General features: G+C 67.6%; 14 protein-coding genes and 2 pseudogenes. 9 read left to right on the top strand and 7 right to left on the bottom strand.

The window, feature by feature from the left end; genetic code table 11:
• Window positions 1-394 precede the first annotated feature (394 nt).
• Entirely contained in the window at window positions 395-694 is a 300-nt protein-coding gene (locus tag ABC766_RS18695; protein ID WP_345819207.1) for a DUF305 domain-containing protein, read from the top strand.
• Between the two features lie 524 nt (window positions 695-1218).
• On the opposite strand, the gene ABC766_RS18690 is transcribed toward ABC766_RS18695, so the two are convergent.
• On the bottom strand, window positions 1219-2625 hold the full coding sequence (locus ABC766_RS18690) for a PLP-dependent aminotransferase family protein (protein WP_287034674.1): 1407 nt from the start codon (window positions 2623-2625) through the stop codon (window positions 1219-1221).
• Between the two features lie 213 nt (window positions 2626-2838).
• Here ABC766_RS18690 and ABC766_RS18685 point away from each other — a divergent pair, with 213 nt between their 5' ends.
• From ABC766_RS18685 to ABC766_RS18660, 6 genes and pseudogenes are all read left to right on the top strand, one after another.
• Entirely contained in the window at window positions 2839-3258 is a 420-nt protein-coding gene (locus ABC766_RS18685) for a RidA family protein (protein WP_051044636.1), read from the top strand.
• A gap of 3 nt (window positions 3259-3261) precedes the next feature.
• Window positions 3262-4092 carry a transporter substrate-binding domain-containing protein gene (locus tag ABC766_RS18680; protein WP_342144453.1) on the top strand — a complete coding sequence of 277 codons (831 nt, stop codon included), beginning with the start codon at window positions 3262-3264 and terminating at the stop codon, window positions 4090-4092.
• Between the two features lie 45 nt (window positions 4093-4137).
• Complete coding sequence (locus tag ABC766_RS18675) at window positions 4138-4791, top strand: amino acid ABC transporter permease (protein ID WP_345822798.1); 654 nt, start codon at window positions 4138-4140, stop codon at window positions 4789-4791.
• On the top strand, window positions 4788-5444 hold the full coding sequence (locus ABC766_RS18670; RefSeq protein WP_287089696.1) for an amino acid ABC transporter permease: 657 nt from the start codon (window positions 4788-4790) through the stop codon (window positions 5442-5444). Before ABC766_RS18675 ends, ABC766_RS18670 begins: the two co-directional genes overlap by 4 nt.
• A complete protein-coding gene (locus tag ABC766_RS18665) occupies window positions 5437-6204 on the top strand; it encodes an amino acid ABC transporter ATP-binding protein (protein ID WP_345819206.1) in 768 nt (255 codons plus the stop codon). Before ABC766_RS18670 ends, ABC766_RS18665 begins: the two co-directional genes overlap by 8 nt.
• Before the next feature lie 104 nt (window positions 6205-6308).
• Window positions 6309-7385 (top strand): annotated as a pseudogene (locus ABC766_RS18660) (IS630 family transposase).
• A gap of 852 nt (window positions 7386-8237) precedes the next feature.
• On the opposite strand, the pseudogene ABC766_RS18655 reads toward ABC766_RS18660, so the two are convergent.
• From ABC766_RS18655 to rsgA, 6 genes and pseudogenes are all read right to left on the bottom strand, one after another.
• Window positions 8238-8549, bottom strand: a pseudogene (locus ABC766_RS18655) (transposase); the annotation flags it as partial.
• A 401-nt stretch (window positions 8550-8950) separates the two neighbouring features.
• On the bottom strand, window positions 8951-10108 hold the full coding sequence (locus ABC766_RS18650) for an L-dopachrome tautomerase-related protein (protein ID WP_342144449.1): 1158 nt from the start codon (window positions 10106-10108) through the stop codon (window positions 8951-8953).
• A 38-nt stretch (window positions 10109-10146) separates the two neighbouring features.
• Window positions 10147-10344 carry a hypothetical protein gene (locus tag ABC766_RS18645; protein WP_342144447.1) on the bottom strand — a complete coding sequence of 66 codons (198 nt, stop codon included), beginning with the start codon at window positions 10342-10344 and terminating at the stop codon, window positions 10147-10149.
• A gap of 71 nt (window positions 10345-10415) precedes the next feature.
• The gene (locus tag ABC766_RS18640) at window positions 10416-10916 is read right to left on the bottom strand and encodes a hypothetical protein (protein WP_345819205.1); all 501 of its coding nucleotides are present in this window, start codon (window positions 10914-10916) and stop codon (window positions 10416-10418) included.
• A gap of 437 nt (window positions 10917-11353) precedes the next feature.
• Entirely contained in the window at window positions 11354-12325 is a 972-nt protein-coding gene (locus ABC766_RS18635) for an NAD(P)H-binding protein (RefSeq protein ID WP_345822797.1), read from the bottom strand.
• A 248-nt stretch (window positions 12326-12573) separates the two neighbouring features.
• Complete coding sequence (gene rsgA, locus ABC766_RS18630) at window positions 12574-13608, bottom strand: ribosome small subunit-dependent GTPase A (protein ID WP_345819204.1); 1035 nt, start codon at window positions 13606-13608, stop codon at window positions 12574-12576.
• A 348-nt stretch (window positions 13609-13956) separates the two neighbouring features.
• Between rsgA and ABC766_RS18625 the strand changes: the two genes are divergently transcribed.
• Both ABC766_RS18625 and groL read left to right on the top strand, forming a co-directional pair.
• Window positions 13957-14244: a co-chaperone GroES gene (locus ABC766_RS18625; RefSeq protein WP_043356833.1), complete on the top strand. Its 288-nt coding sequence runs from the start codon at window positions 13957-13959 to the stop codon at window positions 14242-14244.
• Between the two features lie 98 nt (window positions 14245-14342).
• The gene (gene groL / locus ABC766_RS18620) at window positions 14343-15986 is read left to right on the top strand and encodes a chaperonin GroEL (RefSeq protein WP_345819203.1); all 1644 of its coding nucleotides are present in this window, start codon (window positions 14343-14345) and stop codon (window positions 15984-15986) included.
• Window positions 15987-16151 lie beyond the last annotated feature (165 nt).

Raw genomic sequence — 16151 nt, 5'->3', positions numbered from 1 at the left:
ACTCAACATTAAGCTTCGAATAGCTCCATAATAATTAGCGAAACCCGATAATCCGAGATTGTCGTTCCTGCCTGCCGAGGATGCTGAAGTCGGTCGCGGCGACCGACTTCAGCATCCTCGTCTTGGTAGTCGGCGGCAGGCCCACTCAGGCGCCCCTGGACCTGGTCGACGGCAGTCGCCCGACCGGCAAGGCCGCGGTGCTGGACGACAGCCCGCACAGCGCCGTGCAACTCACGAGCCCCAAGAGGCGTGACCGACAGCGGAAAACTCGAGGCCCTCCACCCTGGAGAGGAAACCTCCTGACCCGAAACCGAAACGTCTCGCTGTCGCGCGGCTGTCGACCGGGCTGGCCCGCACAGTCCTGGCGCAGGGCGCGAACCATCATCACGACTCTATGGCCGGCATGGAGATGGGCTCGATGAAGTCTGACGCGGAGGACGACGCCTCCACCAGAGAGTTCAAGGTCGCCGACTCGGCGATGATGAGGGACATGGACATTCCCTCGACCGGCGACCCCGAGGTCGACTTCCACGCCCACATGATCCCGCATCACAACGGCGCGGTCGCGATGGCGGGAGTCGCACTGAAACACGCCAAGGATCCCGCCACCAAGGCGATGGCCCCGAAGATCGTCGCCACCCAGGCCACGGAGATCTCCAACATGGAGGCGTGGCTGACGCGGCATGGCAAGTAACCGCCGCAGCCGGGGCAGGCAGCCGGGGCGGTCCGAGCACGCTGCCCCGATGAAGGTCCCGTCCGCCCAGGGGGCCGAAATGCCAGCCGCCCGCGAAGGTACCCTCGATCGAATGGCCACAATCGCCGCCATGCGTGGCGAAAGTTCCCGAGGTCCGCTTTCCGGCGGCTGTCGCACGAGCCCGCGCGACCGGGCCGGGTCGGCAGGAGCTCGGCCGCTTTTCCGGCACCCCGTCTCCGAAGCAGACGAGCCGCTATCGGCCAGGCTACGTCACGCCGGCCCGCAAATGCGCAGGACCGGACATTCGGCTTCGCGCCCGACCCGGACGTTCAAATCCGATGGACAACGCCTCCGAAGCGGACGTCGAGCCAAACAGATCTCACGTCAGGGCGGGCCGGAGCACCGCATCGGCGGCGTGCTGGTTGGCGGAGATTCGCAGAAATTCGAAGGGCGCGCGATCGCTCCGGCGCGATGTCGACGCCTCGTGACGCGTCGTCAGGGGACCAAAGCGGTCGAGCCCCGTCTCACACCGCGCCCCTGAATCGAACCGTAGGCGGTGCACCCGCCTCAAGCAGGCCCGCCAATTTCTCCAGTGCCTCTCGAAGCGTTTCGCGATCGGGCGCTGCGTTGACACAGACGCGGACGGTATCGCTTTGGTGCAACGACGACACCTCGAACAGGCTGATCGGCGTAACCCCGACCCCGGCTTCCTCCGCGGCCTGCGTATAGGCTTCCGCCGACCAGCCGTTCCCCAACTTCAGACAGAAATAGTACGCGTTCGGTTGGGTGAGGATGGCTTGCCGAGGCAGGAGACCAGCCACGAGTGCCTGCCGCGCTTGCGTTTCCGCACGCATCGCGGCGACGACTTGATCGATCCGCCGCGACTCCAGAAGGCGCGTCGCCCATTCCGCGTTGAACGGCGATGCCATCAGCGTGGTCGCACGCAGCGCGATACCGAAAGCAGAGACCAGCTGCCGGGGCACCCGCAGGAAGCCGATGCGCAATCCCGGGCCCGCAAGCTTCGACAAGCTTGAGATGTGCACGACCCGGTCCGGCGCTGATGCAGCCAGCGGTCTCAGGATTGGGTCGGGCAGGAAGCCGTAGACATCATCCTCGACGATCAGGACGTCGTGGCGCGCACAGATTTCGGCCACCTCCCGCCGCCGTTCGTCCGACATCGTGGCGGTGGTCGGGTTGTGCAGCGTCGGCGTGCAGACGAGGACTTTCGCTCGGGTCCGGCGGCAGACCACGTCGAGGTATTCGGGCACGATGCCTTCGCGGTCCATGCGGACCCCAACCAGCGAGCGCCCCAGCATGCCGGCCGCGGATTTCAGGCCGTAGAAGCTCAGCTCCTCGGCCAGGACGGCATCGCCCGGATGCGTCAGCGCCATCAGGGAGAGCAGCAGGCCGTGCTGGCCGCCGCAGGTGACCAGCACCTCGTCGGCCCGGGCTTCAATCCCGAAGCGACCGAGCCATCGTGCTGCAATGGTCCGATGCCTGAGAAGACCGACGTCGACTTGGCTCGCGAGCAGGCCCCCGAGATCGACGGCGCCGTCGAGTTCGGGGCGGATCAGCGCCAGCGCAGGGTGATGCATCGCATGCGCCGGGAAGTTGTGGGACAGGTCGACGAAGGTCTGGCGTGGGACCGGCTCCCGAAGGGATGGCGGTCCGTCCGGATCCTGCACTGGGTTGAGGAAGGTGCCGCGGCCGACCTCGCCTCTGACAAGGCCCAGCCGCTGCATCTCGGCATAGGCCCGGCTGACCGTCCCGATGTTGAGCGACAGCCATGCGGCCAAGTCGCGCTGCGGCGGCAGCCGATCGCCCGGTCGCAAGACGCCGGCCCGCAGCGCGATCTCGACCGCGCCGACGATGGCCGAATAGCGAGCCCCGGCCGTCCGCTCGACGGCATCGATCCATCCGGGTCGACTCATACCTGCACCGATTGTCCCACACATTGTCTCGGTCGGACCGCAGCCACGACCGAAATTCAAGCGCGATGCCGCTCATATCCGCGCGCCAGGTCCGACAATGTCGCCTAACTTGATCATGACAATACGGTCCCGACCCTGGGTCTGGGACATCACGCGGGGCAAGCCTGCGGAACGGAGATCGCGGTGCCGAAGCCAGAATCAGACCCGTCGGCCATGCTCTTCCACATGGTCTCCGACGGGCCGCAGCCGGTCGCTCCCTTCAGTCACGCGGTCGAGGTCGACGGCTTCGTCTTCGTCACGGGGCAGATGCCAGACACGCCGTCCAACCCCGGCCTCCTGCCGGACGGCATCGAGGCGCAGACCCGCAACGTCATGGCCAACCTCACAACGATCCTGGCCGGGCTCGGCCTGGGATTGGAGCACGTGGTCGTCGCGCGGGCCTTCCTGACGGAGTTCAAGCGCGACTACGCGGCGTTCAACGCGACGTACAAATCCTTCTTCCCGCACGACCGCCTGCCGGCGCGAACCTGCGTAGGCACGACGGGGCTCGCCTACGATGCCTTGGTCGAGATCGACCTGATCGCCCGTCGGGGCGCCGCGCCATCCCTTTCGTCGAGCGAGCAAAAGGACTGAGCCATGGCTTCCGTTCGGGACAAGATCCTCGCCATCGCCGCCGCGGCGGCGCTGAGCTTGAGCGTCGGGGCGTCCCAATCCTCTGCGGCGAGCCTCGACGACATCAAGGCCAAGGGGTCCATGGTCGTCGCGACCGAGGACAGCTACAAGCCGTTCGAGTACGTCGAGAACGGCAAGCCGATGGGCCTCGACCACGACCTCCTCGCGCTGCTGCGCAAGGAGGCGCCGTTCAAGATCGACCAGCAGATCATACCCTGGACGGGGCTTCTGGCCGGGGTCGCGACCGGGAAATACGACGTGGCCCTGACGGCGGCCGTCATCACCCCCGATCGGATCCAGAGCCTGAGCTTCACGATGCCGATCGCCGAAGCGACGCAATACTACGTCGTCCGCGCGGACGAGACCCGGATCAAGGGTGTCCCCGACTTGGCCGGCAAGACGGTCGGCGTGCAGTCCGGCGGCGCGTCCTACGCGGCCCTGGCCGATCTCGAACCCACTCTGGCGAAGACAGGCGGAAAGCTCGGCAAGGTGGTGCAGTACACTTCCCTGCCGGAGGCATATCAGGACCTCGCCAATGGCCGGCTCGATTACGTGATCAATGGCGTCGTCAACCTCGTCAGCCTGACGAAGGACCAGCCGAAGCGCTTCCGGATGGGCGAGGCGGTCGGCGCGCCAACCTATGCGGCCTGGGCCGTCGCCAAGGGGAACGACGGCCTCCTGGCCTACCTCGACCAGTTCATGGCGAAGGTGCGCGCGAGCGGAGAGCTCTACGCTCTGCAGGAGAAGTGGCTCGGCCGGGCCTTCAAGGACCTGCCGTCCGCACCGACCAAGTAGCCTGGGAGCGCGGGGCGACAGACCCGGACGCGGAGAGTGACGGCCATGACGTGGCCAGCGATACGCACCATCCTCGACGGCGCGGTGGTTACCGCCGCGCTGGCAGCGGTCAGCATACTGCTGAGCCTGCCTCTGGGCCTCCTCCTCGCGCTCCTGCGTGAAGGCCGCATCCCCGGGGTCCCGGCTCTTCTCGCCGCTTTCGTCAGCCTCGTCCGGGCGACGCCGTTCGTAACGCTCGTCCTGTTCGTCTACTTCGTCCTGCCGGCGGCCGGATTGGAGCTCGAACCGGTTCCGGCCGCCATCGTCGCGCTCACGCTGAATACGGCGGCGTTCAGCAGCGAGATCTGGCGCTCGGCACTCGTGACGTTTCCCCGGGATCAACGTGAGGCGGCTGCCGCCTTCGGCATGTCGGAGCGAGCCACCTTCATCCGCATCGTCTTCCCGCAAATCTGGCGGGCCAATCTCGGGCCCCTGGTCAGCGAGGTCACGATCCTCCTGAAGTGCACCCCAGCCGTGGCCGTTATCGGGGTTGTCGAGATCACCCGCGCAGCCGGCCGGATCGGCGCAGAGACCTACGATCCGCTGCCTCCCTTCCTCGTCGCGACGCTCATCTACACCGCGCTGATCGCGACGCTCGTACGCGGCCAGCGCGTCGTCGAGCGCAGGATCGCCCGGCGCTTCGGATTGGCGCGCCCGTGAACGGACTTCTGGTCGTCTGGGAGAGCCGGGACGTCTTCCTCTGGGGGGCGGCCAACACCCTGTCGCTCGTACTGGGGTGCCTCCTGCTCAGCATCCCGATCGGCATCCTCGGCGCCGTCGTGCTCACGGAGGCGCCGGATCCGCTGCGCCGCCTGTTCGCCGAGGCCGTCGATCTCCTGCGGTGCGTGCCGTTCCTGCTGCTCGCCTACGTCGTCTATTACGGCCTCCCCGAACTCGGCCTCAGACTCGATCCCTGGTGGGCCGGACTGATGTCGCTCACGGTCTACACGACGGCCTACCTCGCGGAGATCTTTCGGGCGGCCTTCCGCGCCGTCGCTCCGGACAACATCGAGGCGGCGCACGCCTTCGGCCTGTCCCGCAGCCTGATCTACCGGCGCATCATCCTGCCCCAGGTCGCCATAACCGCTGCCCCGGTGATCGGGAACCAAGTGATCACGACCATCCGGGACAGCGCGCTCCTCATGATCATCACGGTGCAGGAACTGACCTTCGCGGCGAATTTCGTCAGTGCGAACCATTTCACGCCCTTCGCGCCGTTCGCCGCCGCGGTCGGTCTCTACCTGCTCATGTCGTTCGTGGTCGAGGCGGGCGTGCGCCGTATGGAGCGGGTGAGGAAGCTACGCTATGGCTGAGACTGACGCCGCGATCTCGGTCCGGGGTTTGTGCAAGGATTTCGATGGGTTCGAAGTCCTGCGTGACATCGACCTCGACCTCGCGCCCGGCACGACGACCTGCATCCTGGGGCCGAGCGGCTCGGGCAAGTCGACCTTTCTGCGCTGCCTCAACTGGCTTGAGGAGCCGAGCGCGGGCTCCGTTCACATCGACGGCAAGCCCATCGGGCGGAGCGGGGATGGCAGGGCCACGAGGCCGATGGCACGGCGCGAGCTGGCGTCCACGCGAACCAGCATCGCCATGGTGTTCCAGCACTTCGCCCTCTGGCCGCATCTGACCGTGCTCGGCAACGTGACCGAGGCGCCGGTCCACGTCCTCGGCCGTCCCAAGCGAGAGGCCGAGGAGGAGGGCCGCGCGATCCTGGCCCGTGTCGGCCTCACCGAGAAGGCCGACGTCTACCCGCACACGCTGTCCGGCGGTCAAAAGCAGCGCGTCGCGATCAGTCGCGCGCTCGCCATGAGGCCCAAGGTCATCCTCTTCGATGAGCCCACCAGCGCCCTCGACCCCGAGATGGTCGGAGAGGTGCTGAGCGTCATCCGCGAGCTTGCGCGGGAGGGGCTGACCATGGTGATCGTAACCCATGAGATGAGCTTCGCGCGCGAAATCGCCGACACAATCGTCTTCATGGACGGGGGCCGCATCCGAGAGATTGCGGCGCCAACGGATTTCTTCACCAATCCTCAGTCCGAGCGGGCCCGACGGTTCATCTTCCGACATTGACGGTCACCATGAGTTCTCGCAGTACGACGTCATCTTGAGCGAGCGCTCGGGCAGCGACGCGGACGCAGGGTTCACGAGTGGGATCAGCTGTACGCGCCTGGGCAATGGCTCAGACCGTCTGCGTGCTTCCCACGGCAACCGACACGACCTGGCTCTCTGCGATCTCCGAGGATCGATCTCGCCCGCTCGAGCACGTCCGGCGCGCCCGCATCGTTCTGCTCTCGGCCGAGCGCCTGAGCGTCCAGGACGTCGCCCGGCGGGCGTCGAAGGTCTGCTGCGCGACAAGACGCGCCCGACCGGGGCACCACCCCATTCGACAGAGACGGTCGCCGGGGTGCCGGCGCTGACCTGCGGGGAGCCGCCGGGCGAGGTCACCCGCTGGACCGGCCGTGCCGTAGCCCGTGCTGTGGGGATCTCGTTACGCGCCGTGCAGCGGATCCGGAAAGCTCACCGCCTCCGGCCGCACCGGCTGCGCACCTTCAAGCGTTCGCGCGATCCGGCCCTCGCCGCCCAGGTCGAAGACGTGGTTGGCCATGACACAAGACCCACCCGCCCACGCGGTGGTGCTGTCCATCGACGATCCTTCGACCGGCTCAGGATGAGGAGAACCGGATCCAGGCGCTGGAGCGCACCCGCCCCGACCGTCCGCTCGCCCCCGGCCATCTCCCGCCGCCCAGACCCACGACTATGCCCATCACGGCACCACGACGCTGTTTGCAGCCCTCGACGTCACGGCGGGCACGGTGCTCGGCCGCGGCATGCAGCGCCACCGGAACCGTGAGTTCATCCGGTCCCTCGACGCCGTCGAGGCCGCCGTCCCGTCCGACAAGGCGATCCAGGCGATCCTCGACAACGTCACCACTCACAAACACCCGAAGGGGCGCTCCAGGCTCGCCCGCCACCGGCGCTGGACGTTCCACGTCACGCCGACTTCGGCCTCGTGGCTCGACGCGGCCGAGGGCTTCTTCCCGGCGCTGATCCGTCGTCGGTTGCGACGCGGCTCCTTCACCAGCGTCGTCGACCTGCAGGCGGCGATCAAACGCGACAACACCGAGCACACTCGGCGCGCCAAACCCTTCGTCTGGACCAATTCCGCCACCGACATCCTCGCCGCAGTCAGCCGATCCCCTGAACCATCGGTCTGGGTCAGCGCGCCAGAGGCTGCGGTGGGCCCTATCTGAACAGCGGCAGCTCTGCGCCGAGCACGCAGAGGCCGACCAAAAACAAGGAGCCACCCGCGGCTTCAAGAATGACGCGCAGACGGTCGCTGATGAGAGACGCCGCGGCTGAGGCCGTTCCAGCCACGAAGCAAGCCAGACTGATCAACGTCACCGCAGCGCCTCCACGTCGGCCTGGAACGCCTACGCTACGGCGTGGGGGAGCAGGAAGTTTCAGCGAGGGTTCGCCAAGCCAGCGACGACGCAGCCGAGCTTGGGCGGTTAGCGTTCCGCGCCCCCCTTGGCATCCACGCCCGCCCTTGTCGCTGAGGGGCGAACGGTAGGCGGGCGTGGACGGCCAGCCTGAAGCCGGCGGCGGCGGCCTAATGTCTGATTCGAGACATTTCAATCCAAACCGGCTCTTCCCAACGAACGCCGCTCGCACATCCAGTGCAGGCGGTGGGAGGGATCTCGGAGGCCTCAGGAAATCCAGCCGAGCACCGTCACCAGGTGGTCGGCCTGGGCTCGAGTCAGGCCAGAGGCGACGGCGGATCCATTCCGGCAGACCGCAAAGGTCCCGTCAGCGGACGCACGAATTTTGATGGAGGCCATGGAGCTAAACCCGCGATCATGTCGCGGCCGATGTCGAAGGCTCAGGACGAACCGCGTGAGATGTGATCTCGGTTCCTCCCTGGCAAAATGCGGCGGACCGCCTCAGGTCTGTGGCTGAAACCCCAGCACGTCCCGCTCGCGCATCCGATGCGAGTTGATCAGCTTCGTCCGTCAATGCGGTGGACTTGCGGGATGGAATGGGCGCGGCCATCGTCAGGCGGCTCGCGGTGGAAGGGTGATGGTGTCGTCGGTCAGCGTCGGGGTGAGGGCCGCCAACGGATTCGTCGAATGTAGCTCCGTCCGATGCCGGATCGGGAAGCTGAGGCGAGCCAGAACATCGTCGCCCGTGCCTTCGATGAGGTCCTCCAGTTTCGGCCAGCGATTACGGAGTTGCTCGGCCGGATGCTGGAGAGCGGTACGCGCTGCGTCCTGATCGGGCTGCTGGAAGGCGTTCACGCGCTCTTCGATGCCCTTGCAGAGCTTCGACACCGACGACTTCGAGATGCCCGACAGACCCATGGCCTGCACGAGATCGTCCACCCGGCGCGGTGAGACGCCGGCGATGCACGCCGCCTGGCTTGGCCGAAAGCCGCCGGCCCGCTTCGACGTCGGGACACCGCAAAAGGCGGACGGGATCCTGCAGATCCGACGCCAGCATGACGCGATCAAGAGTGCTTTCTCGCGCGCCGATCATCCACCGCCGCAACGCGGATCCATGGAGCCGAACGGGCGGATCCCGGAACCGTCCCCGCCGCCGCAGCTTCCGGCCCGGGAGCTTGGCGGCAGCGCCCCCGCGCCCAAGGTCAGGGGGAGGCCCTGGCACGGGGTCATGCCGGGCAGCCTTTCGGCTCGCCGATCTCGCACCCTCGAGAAGGCTCCCCGGCGCGGCGAGGTCCGTCATCACGGCAGCCGGGCGTCGGATCTGTCGCCGGAGAACGTCCACGCGATCCGGCGCAGGCCTCAGCCGCGACGCGGTCTCAGGGGCGGGTCAGGAGGACGGGCCCGCTGTCGATCCGGATGCGCAGCACCGCGTAGGGCTTGCGGCGAAGGTCGCGGCCTTCGTGGAAGCCCGCTTGCCGGTGCAACTGGTTGGCGGTGAAGTACAGGTAACCGTCGCGCCCGATCGACAGCGTGTCGGGCCAGCTGATGGCCGGATCGGTGACCACGGTGGACCACTTGCCCTGGTCGAGCACGCGGATGGCGTTGTGCTCGTAATCGCCGGCGAAGACCCGGCCGCGATCGTCTTCGGCGATCCCGTCCGAGGCGCCCTTGGCGCCCATGTCGCGGATCCGGCCGGCGAGATCAGCCTCGCTCACCCGGGGATCGCGCAAGGCGGCGGTCGGCACGGCATAGAGCGTCCGGCCGGAGAGCGGGCCGTAATAGAGCAGCGACCCGTCCGCCGAGAGCGCGATGGCATCGCTGGCGACGCGGACCGGCTTCGCCGGCCCGTTGGCGGGGCGGTTCATCAGCGGCTCGCCATCGACGACGGGGGTGAAGTCGGGCTCCGGCGCGGTGCTCGCATGGCCGGAGAGGCGGCGGAATGCCTTTCCGGTGGCGAGGTCCACCACGATGATCCCGCCGATGCCCGCGTTGGAACTGTCGGTGATGTAGGCGACGCCGGCCTCGCCCTGGCGCAGGTCGAAGCGGACGTCGTTGAGATAGGTCGTCGGCAAAACGACGCTGTCGGGCAGGACGATGGTGCGGACGATCGTGTTCGTGGCGAGGTCGATCGCCACCAGCTTGGCACCGCCCGGCTGCGGCGGGCGGAAGCCGGGCGCGGCCGTATCCAGCACCCAGAGCCGGTTCGCGCCGTCGGCGACGACGCTCTGCACGGAGATGAAATGCGCGGCCGGGGCGGCCGGATCGGGCTGGTTCGTCGCGAGATCGGGATAGGGAACCGTCGTCCCGTTCACCACCTCCCCCACGGTGAAGGGCGCGTTGTCGCCCCATTGCGGGAAATTCACGAACATCCGCCCGTTGGGCGCGACAGTGATGCCCGTCGGCATGGCGCCGTCGAATTGTGCGACCTGCTCGATGGCAGGCGCCGGCGCGGCGAAGGGCTCGGCCGCGCGCGCCGCGTCGTTCGCAAGCGCGATGGACAATGCCGCCGCCAGGGTGGCGGTGAGACTCTTCATGATGTCCTCTCCCCCCGACGCCGCGTCGAGGCCTGTCGTTAGGCGCAGCAGGTAAGACGTCGGCACCGGTCGGCAATGGCGGGATTGAACGGCTCCAGCACCGGCGCGAGCCGCCCTGCGGCGAGATCCGCGGAGACGTAGGACCGGCCGAACCGTGCGAGGCCGGCGCCGCCGAGCGCCATCAGGCGCACCACGTCGCCGGACAGGCCCTTGTGCTTGGCGAGATCGACACGCATCCGCGGATGTGCCGCGAGAGATCGCGGCCGGACCGGCAGGATGACCTGGGTGCCGAATGGGACCGAGGCGTTCACCCGGAGCCGGGCGCTCGGCTCGGCTGTCTCTCGGCCCCTGACGACTTGCAGGCGTCCGCGCGCTGGTCGCGCAGGCTGCGCAGGCCGGCGAGGCTGATCTCCTCCGTGATGGCCTCGTGCCATCTGTCGAGCAGGCGGATGCTGAATCGTCGGCCGTTCAGGATGCTCTTGAGCACATCGCCATTCAGCGAAATCACCCCGATTTCCTGCATCTGCGCCGTGGGAAACATTGCGTTCGACACCGGCCCGTCGTCGATCCGATACTGATAGTTGAGGATGGAATTCTTCGGCAGACCCGTCACCTCGAGCCGGTCGCCGACGATCTGGATGCGCGATCGGGTCTTCGGCGCCAGGATGCAGTCAGCGTCCCCGCTCGACGGGTGACCGGCCTTCCTGAGCACCCAGTCGACCTCGCTGGCGACCGTCTGTCCCGCATCCTCGGCGGCGCCCAGGGGGGAGGCCAGGCAGGCCGCGACGGCGAAGAGTGCAACCCTCATGAACGACATCCTCGTCTCGCAGGTCGGTTCGGTCCTGGACCCAACATCGTTCTCCAAGCCGGGCTGTCGATCTGAGACACATTCGCCCGGTCACCCCGGCAGGCGATGGCTGGCAGATCCGCCCCAAGACCGGTAGGCAACGTGGTCCGCGACCGCCCACGCGCCCTTACAGCAGCAGCCCCGGGAGACCTGTGGTCAGGCGCGCGAGGACGCGCCGGTCGTGCCTGTTCGCGCCACCCCCGGCTCGGGAGCAGGCCGGCCGCAATCCACCCGACCAAGGCTCTCAGGCGATCACCGGCGCCCGCCGGTTCCGGCCGACGATGGTCAGGCTGCCTCGACGTGGGTGAAGCGGAGACGCTGACGCCGGTCGGCGCGTCGGCTTCCGCCCCGCTTGGGCGGCCCTGCGGCCCGCTTGCGGGCGTCCAGACGGCGCGCCGTCAGAACACGGCGTGGTCGCCGCGCTCGGCAACGGCCTCGCCTCGGATCACGCGCGCATAATAGTCGAAGAGCGTTTCAGAGCCGGTCGACGGTGTGGCGCGCGCATCATATTGGCCCGTCACCGGATCCAGAACGAGCATGGATTCCGTCGCGTAGTAGCGCCCGATGCGCGCGAGTTCGGCCTTGGCTGCCATGGTCGGAACCAGCCGTCCGAGCATGGCCAGAGTGACTATGATGACGTCCAGAAGGGCCACGGGCACATGCGTGAATCGCGCTTCGCGCCCGAGCAAGGCGAAGAGCTGCTCGCCCTGCGCCTTCGGGGTCACGGCTTCGCCCGGGCCGCCGATCGGCAGCACGCGATTGCGCCGGTCCGGGTCGTCGAGGCACTCGGCAATGTAGGTGCCCAAGTCGTCGTCGCTGATCGGCTTGCAGGCCGTCAGCGTGCCGTCGCCGAAAATCAGGAACGACTTCCCGCGTTTCAAACGATCGATTTGCCCCGAGAGCGATTTGAAGAAGGCCGTTGGTCGTACGATCGTGTAATCGAGGCCCGACGCGGCCAGAACGCCCTCGAACGCGCGCTTGGCGTGCTGGAACGCCAGGACCGGCTTCTGGACGCAGATCGCCGAGAGAAGGATGACGTGGGTCACGCCGGCCGCTTTCCCGGCGTGCAACGCACTTACATGCGCGCGATAATCGATCGCCCAGGCGTCGTCGGGCAAGCCCGTGCGCGAGGCGAGACACGAGATCAGGACGTCGAACGGCTCGCCGCGGAAACCCGCCTCGGCGAGAGACGATGGATCGGTCACATCCACCACCCTTGCGGTCGCGCCCGGAGGCAGTCGGGAGCACGCGGGCGGCCCTGACGGGTCGTCGATGTCGGCGCGACGCCTGACGAAGCAGACCACGTCATGGCCTCGTGACACCAGCGCGCGCACCGTCGCACGCCCGATCGTCCCGGTGCCACCGAGCACGGCGACGCGTCGCGGGCGCAACGCGTCCGATTGGTCTCCGGTCACGCTCACCTTATCCAGCCACTCAGGGTTCCGGCATGTCCGGTCGTTGTGACGAGACCGTATCGATCCACCCGAACAGGAGGCCGCCTTCGCAGCCTGGATTGCCACGGGTGTGGGCGAAGGGTCAGCGCGTCATGCCGGCTTCATAGCACGGAGCGCGCCGCCGGCGCCCGCTCTCGCGGCAGCGGGACAGTCAGGGCCGCAGCCTACCTGCGAGGACGTCGGTGGCTGCGTGGACCAGCAGGTGTCGGTGTATTGGTCCGGTTCTCATCGAACAGCTTGCGCCAACGGATCAGCCGCTCAGGTGCGAGGCTGCCGTCCGCGACGGCAGCCTGCACGGCGCACCCGGGTTCGCTTGTGTGGGTGCAGTCGCGGTATCGGCACAGGGGCGCGCGTTCGATGATCTCGGCGAACAGCGTTTCGATCCCTTCCGCGGCGCCGCTGACGTGCAGCGTGCGCATCCCCGGCGTGTCGATGACCCAGCCGCCGTCGGCGATGGCATGCAGCGAACGCGACGTGGTCGTATGGCGTCCCTTGGCATCGTGCTCGCGAATGCCGCCGGTCAGCTGGGCCTGGGCCTGACCGGGACCGACCAGCGTGTTCACCAGCGTCGATTTGCCGACGCCGGAGGAGCCGACCAGCGCCACGGTCTGCCCCAGCCCACACCACGGAGCGAGGGCGTCTGCAGCCGCGGAGAGACGGGGGTTGAGGGTTACGACGTCGAGCCCGCGCTGCAACTCGGACGCTTGGCGCTGGTAGGTTCCCAGTTCGGCTGTCGTATCGGCCTTGGTGAGCAGGATCACCGGGGTTGTGCCGCCTTGATTGGCCAGAGCTAGATAGCGCTCCAGTCGCGCCGGATTGAAATCCGCGTTGCAGGAGGTGACGATGAACAGCGTGTCGACATTGGCCGCAGCGGCCTGAAGGGTCCGGCTGCCTTCGGTGCGGCGCTCCATGACCGTCCTGCGGCTGAGACGGCGATGCACGGTCTGGGTTCGTGGATCGACGAGAACCCAATCGCCCACGGTGAAGTCGCTCGTGCTGGCGTGGATCGCGAGCGTCAGTTCGACGGATCCGGCCTCCGACAGGGCGGTCAAGCGAGACCGGTGAAGCGTCGCGATCCGCATCGGGGCGAGATCGGCCTCGTGGGGTTCACGCTGGACTTCGAAGAAGTCGGACCAGCCCAAGCTTGCAAGCGACAGGGGCTGGAAGGAAGGGGGATGATCGATCACCGTCCTGCCCATGACATGGCATCCTGCGCCTGGCCAGCCCTCCGCCGCCAGGCGCACGTCGATGCCCGGCCGAGTGCAAGGACCGTCGCCCTGCGCCGTCGCCCTGCGCCGTCTCCCTTGGCCATACCCACGGGAGGCGGACGGTCGTGTCGCCGCGCGGGTCAATCGGGAGCGGCCGCGAAGGCGCGCGCCAATGCCCGGATGAGCCGGTCTCCGGCCCATTCATAAGATTAGCACTTCCACTCGGTGAGTGCTAACAATGCGTCGATCGGGCGGCGATGACAGTCTCGCCGTAGCCTTTCCCGCGACAGCGCCAATCATGTCGGTTGGATCTCGCTTGGGAACGATCAGGATACCACGATGAAATTCCGTCCGCTGCACGACCGCGTGGTCCTCCGTCGCATCGAAGGCGAGGAGAAGACCAAGGGCGGCATCATCATTCCCGATACGGTCAAGGAGAAGCCGCAGGAGGGCGAGGTCGTCGCCGCTGGACCGGGCGTGCGCGACGAGGCGGGCAAGATCAACCCGCTCGAGGTGAAGGCCGGCGACCGCGTCCTGTTCGGCAAGTGGTCCGGCACCGAGGTCAAGATCGACGGTCAGGACCTCCTGATCATGAAGGAATCCGACATCCTGGGCATCGTCGCCTAGCGCGGATCAGGCCGCTCAGAGCCTCACGACGATCTGCCCTTCGAGGCGCCCGCTGTGGCGCGCCTCAGGGCCAAACGACAGATGACGAGTGCTCCACCATGTCCGCCAAAGACGTTCGCTTTTCGGTCGATGCCCGCGAGAAGATGCTGCGCGGTGTCGAACTGCTCGCCAGTGCGGTGAAGGTGACGCTGGGCCCGAAGGGCCGCAACGTCGTGATCGAGAAGAGCTTCGGCGCCCCGCGCATCACCAAGGACGGCGTCACCGTCGCCAAGGAGATCGAGCTCGTCGACAAGTTCGAGAACATGGGCGCCCAGATGGTGCGCGAAGTGGCCTCCAAGTCGAGCGACACCGCCGGTGACGGCACGACGACCGCGACCGTTCTCGCGGCCTCCATCGTCCGGGAGGGCGTGAAGTACGTCGCCGCCGGCATGAACCCGATGGACCTGAAGCGCGGCATCGATCTGGCCGTGGCCGCGGTCGTGAAGGATATCGGCGCGCGCTCCCGCAAGGTCGCCTCGTCCGAGGAGATCGCCCAGGTCGGCACGATCTCCGCCAACGGCGACAAGGAGATCGGCGAGATGATCGCCCACGCCATGCAGAAGGTGGGCAACGAGGGCGTCATCACGGTCGAAGAGGCCAAGACCGCCGAGACCGAACTCGACGTCGTCGAAGGCATGCAGTTCGACCGCGGCTACCTGTCCCCGTACTTCATCACGAATGCGGAGAAGATGGTCGCCGAGCTGGAAGACCCCTACATCCTCATCCACGAGAAGAAGCTCTCCTCGCTCCAGGCGATGCTGCCGGTGCTCGAGGCCGTGGTCCAGACCGGCAAGCCGCTCCTGATCATCGCCGAGGACATCGAGGGTGAGGCGCTGGCCACCCTGGTGGTGAACAAGCTGCGCGGCGGCCTGAAGGTCGCGGCCGTGAAGGCGCCGGGCTTCGGTGACCGCCGCAAGGCGATGCTCGAGGACATCGCGATCCTGACCAAGGGCCAGATGATCGCGGAGGATCTCGGCATCAAGCTCGAGAACGTGACGCTCCCGATGCTCGGCCGCGCCAAGCGCGTGCGGATCGAGAAGGAGACCACCACGATCATCGACGGCGCCGGCGAGAAGGCCGACATCGAGGGCCGGATCAGCCAGATCAAGGCGCAGATCGAGGAGACCACCTCGGACTACGACCGCGAGAAGCTGCAGGAGCGTCTGGCCAAGCTCGCGGGCGGCGTCGCGGTGATCCGCGTCGGCGGTTCGACCGAGGTCGAGGTCAAGGAGAAGAAGGACCGCGTCGACGACGCGCTGCACGCCACCCGCGCGGCGGTCGAGGAAGGCATCGTCCCCGGCGGCGGCACCGCGCTCCTGCGCGCCAAGGCCGCCGTCCAGGGGCTCGCGAACGACAACCCCGACGTCCAGGCCGGCATCAAGATCGTCCTCAAGGCCCTCGAGGCCCCGATCCGTCAGATCGCCCAGAACGCGGGCGTCGAGGGCTCGATCGTGGTCGGTAAGATCCTGGCCAACAGCTCGGAGACCTACGGCTTCAACGCCCAGACCGAAGAGTATGTCGACATGCTCAAGGCCGGCATCGTCGACCCGGCCAAGGTGGTGCGCGCGGCCATTCAGGGCGCGGCCTCGGTCGCCGGCCTGCTGGTGACCACTGAGGCGATGATCTCCGAGGCGCCGCGCAAGGAGGCTCCGGCCATGCCCGCCGGCGGCGGCATGGGCGGCATGGGCGGCATGGATTTCTAACCGGCCGAAACAGGTCCGAAGCGCCCTCCGGCACGCCGACAGGCGGATCGCCGGAGGGCGCTTCGGCGCAACACGAGGGGGTGGACCGACCTGCTGGACCGACCTTCTGTCGCTATCGACCGCTGCCGCCTCCGCCGGGCTGAAACCGGCAAGCTTGTGCCGTTC

The organism is Methylobacterium fujisawaense (genome assembly GCF_039619325.1).
Lineage (GTDB): Bacteria > Pseudomonadota > Alphaproteobacteria > Rhizobiales > Beijerinckiaceae > Methylobacterium > Methylobacterium fujisawaense.
This window is presented reverse-complemented; position numbering and strand designations above follow the sequence as displayed.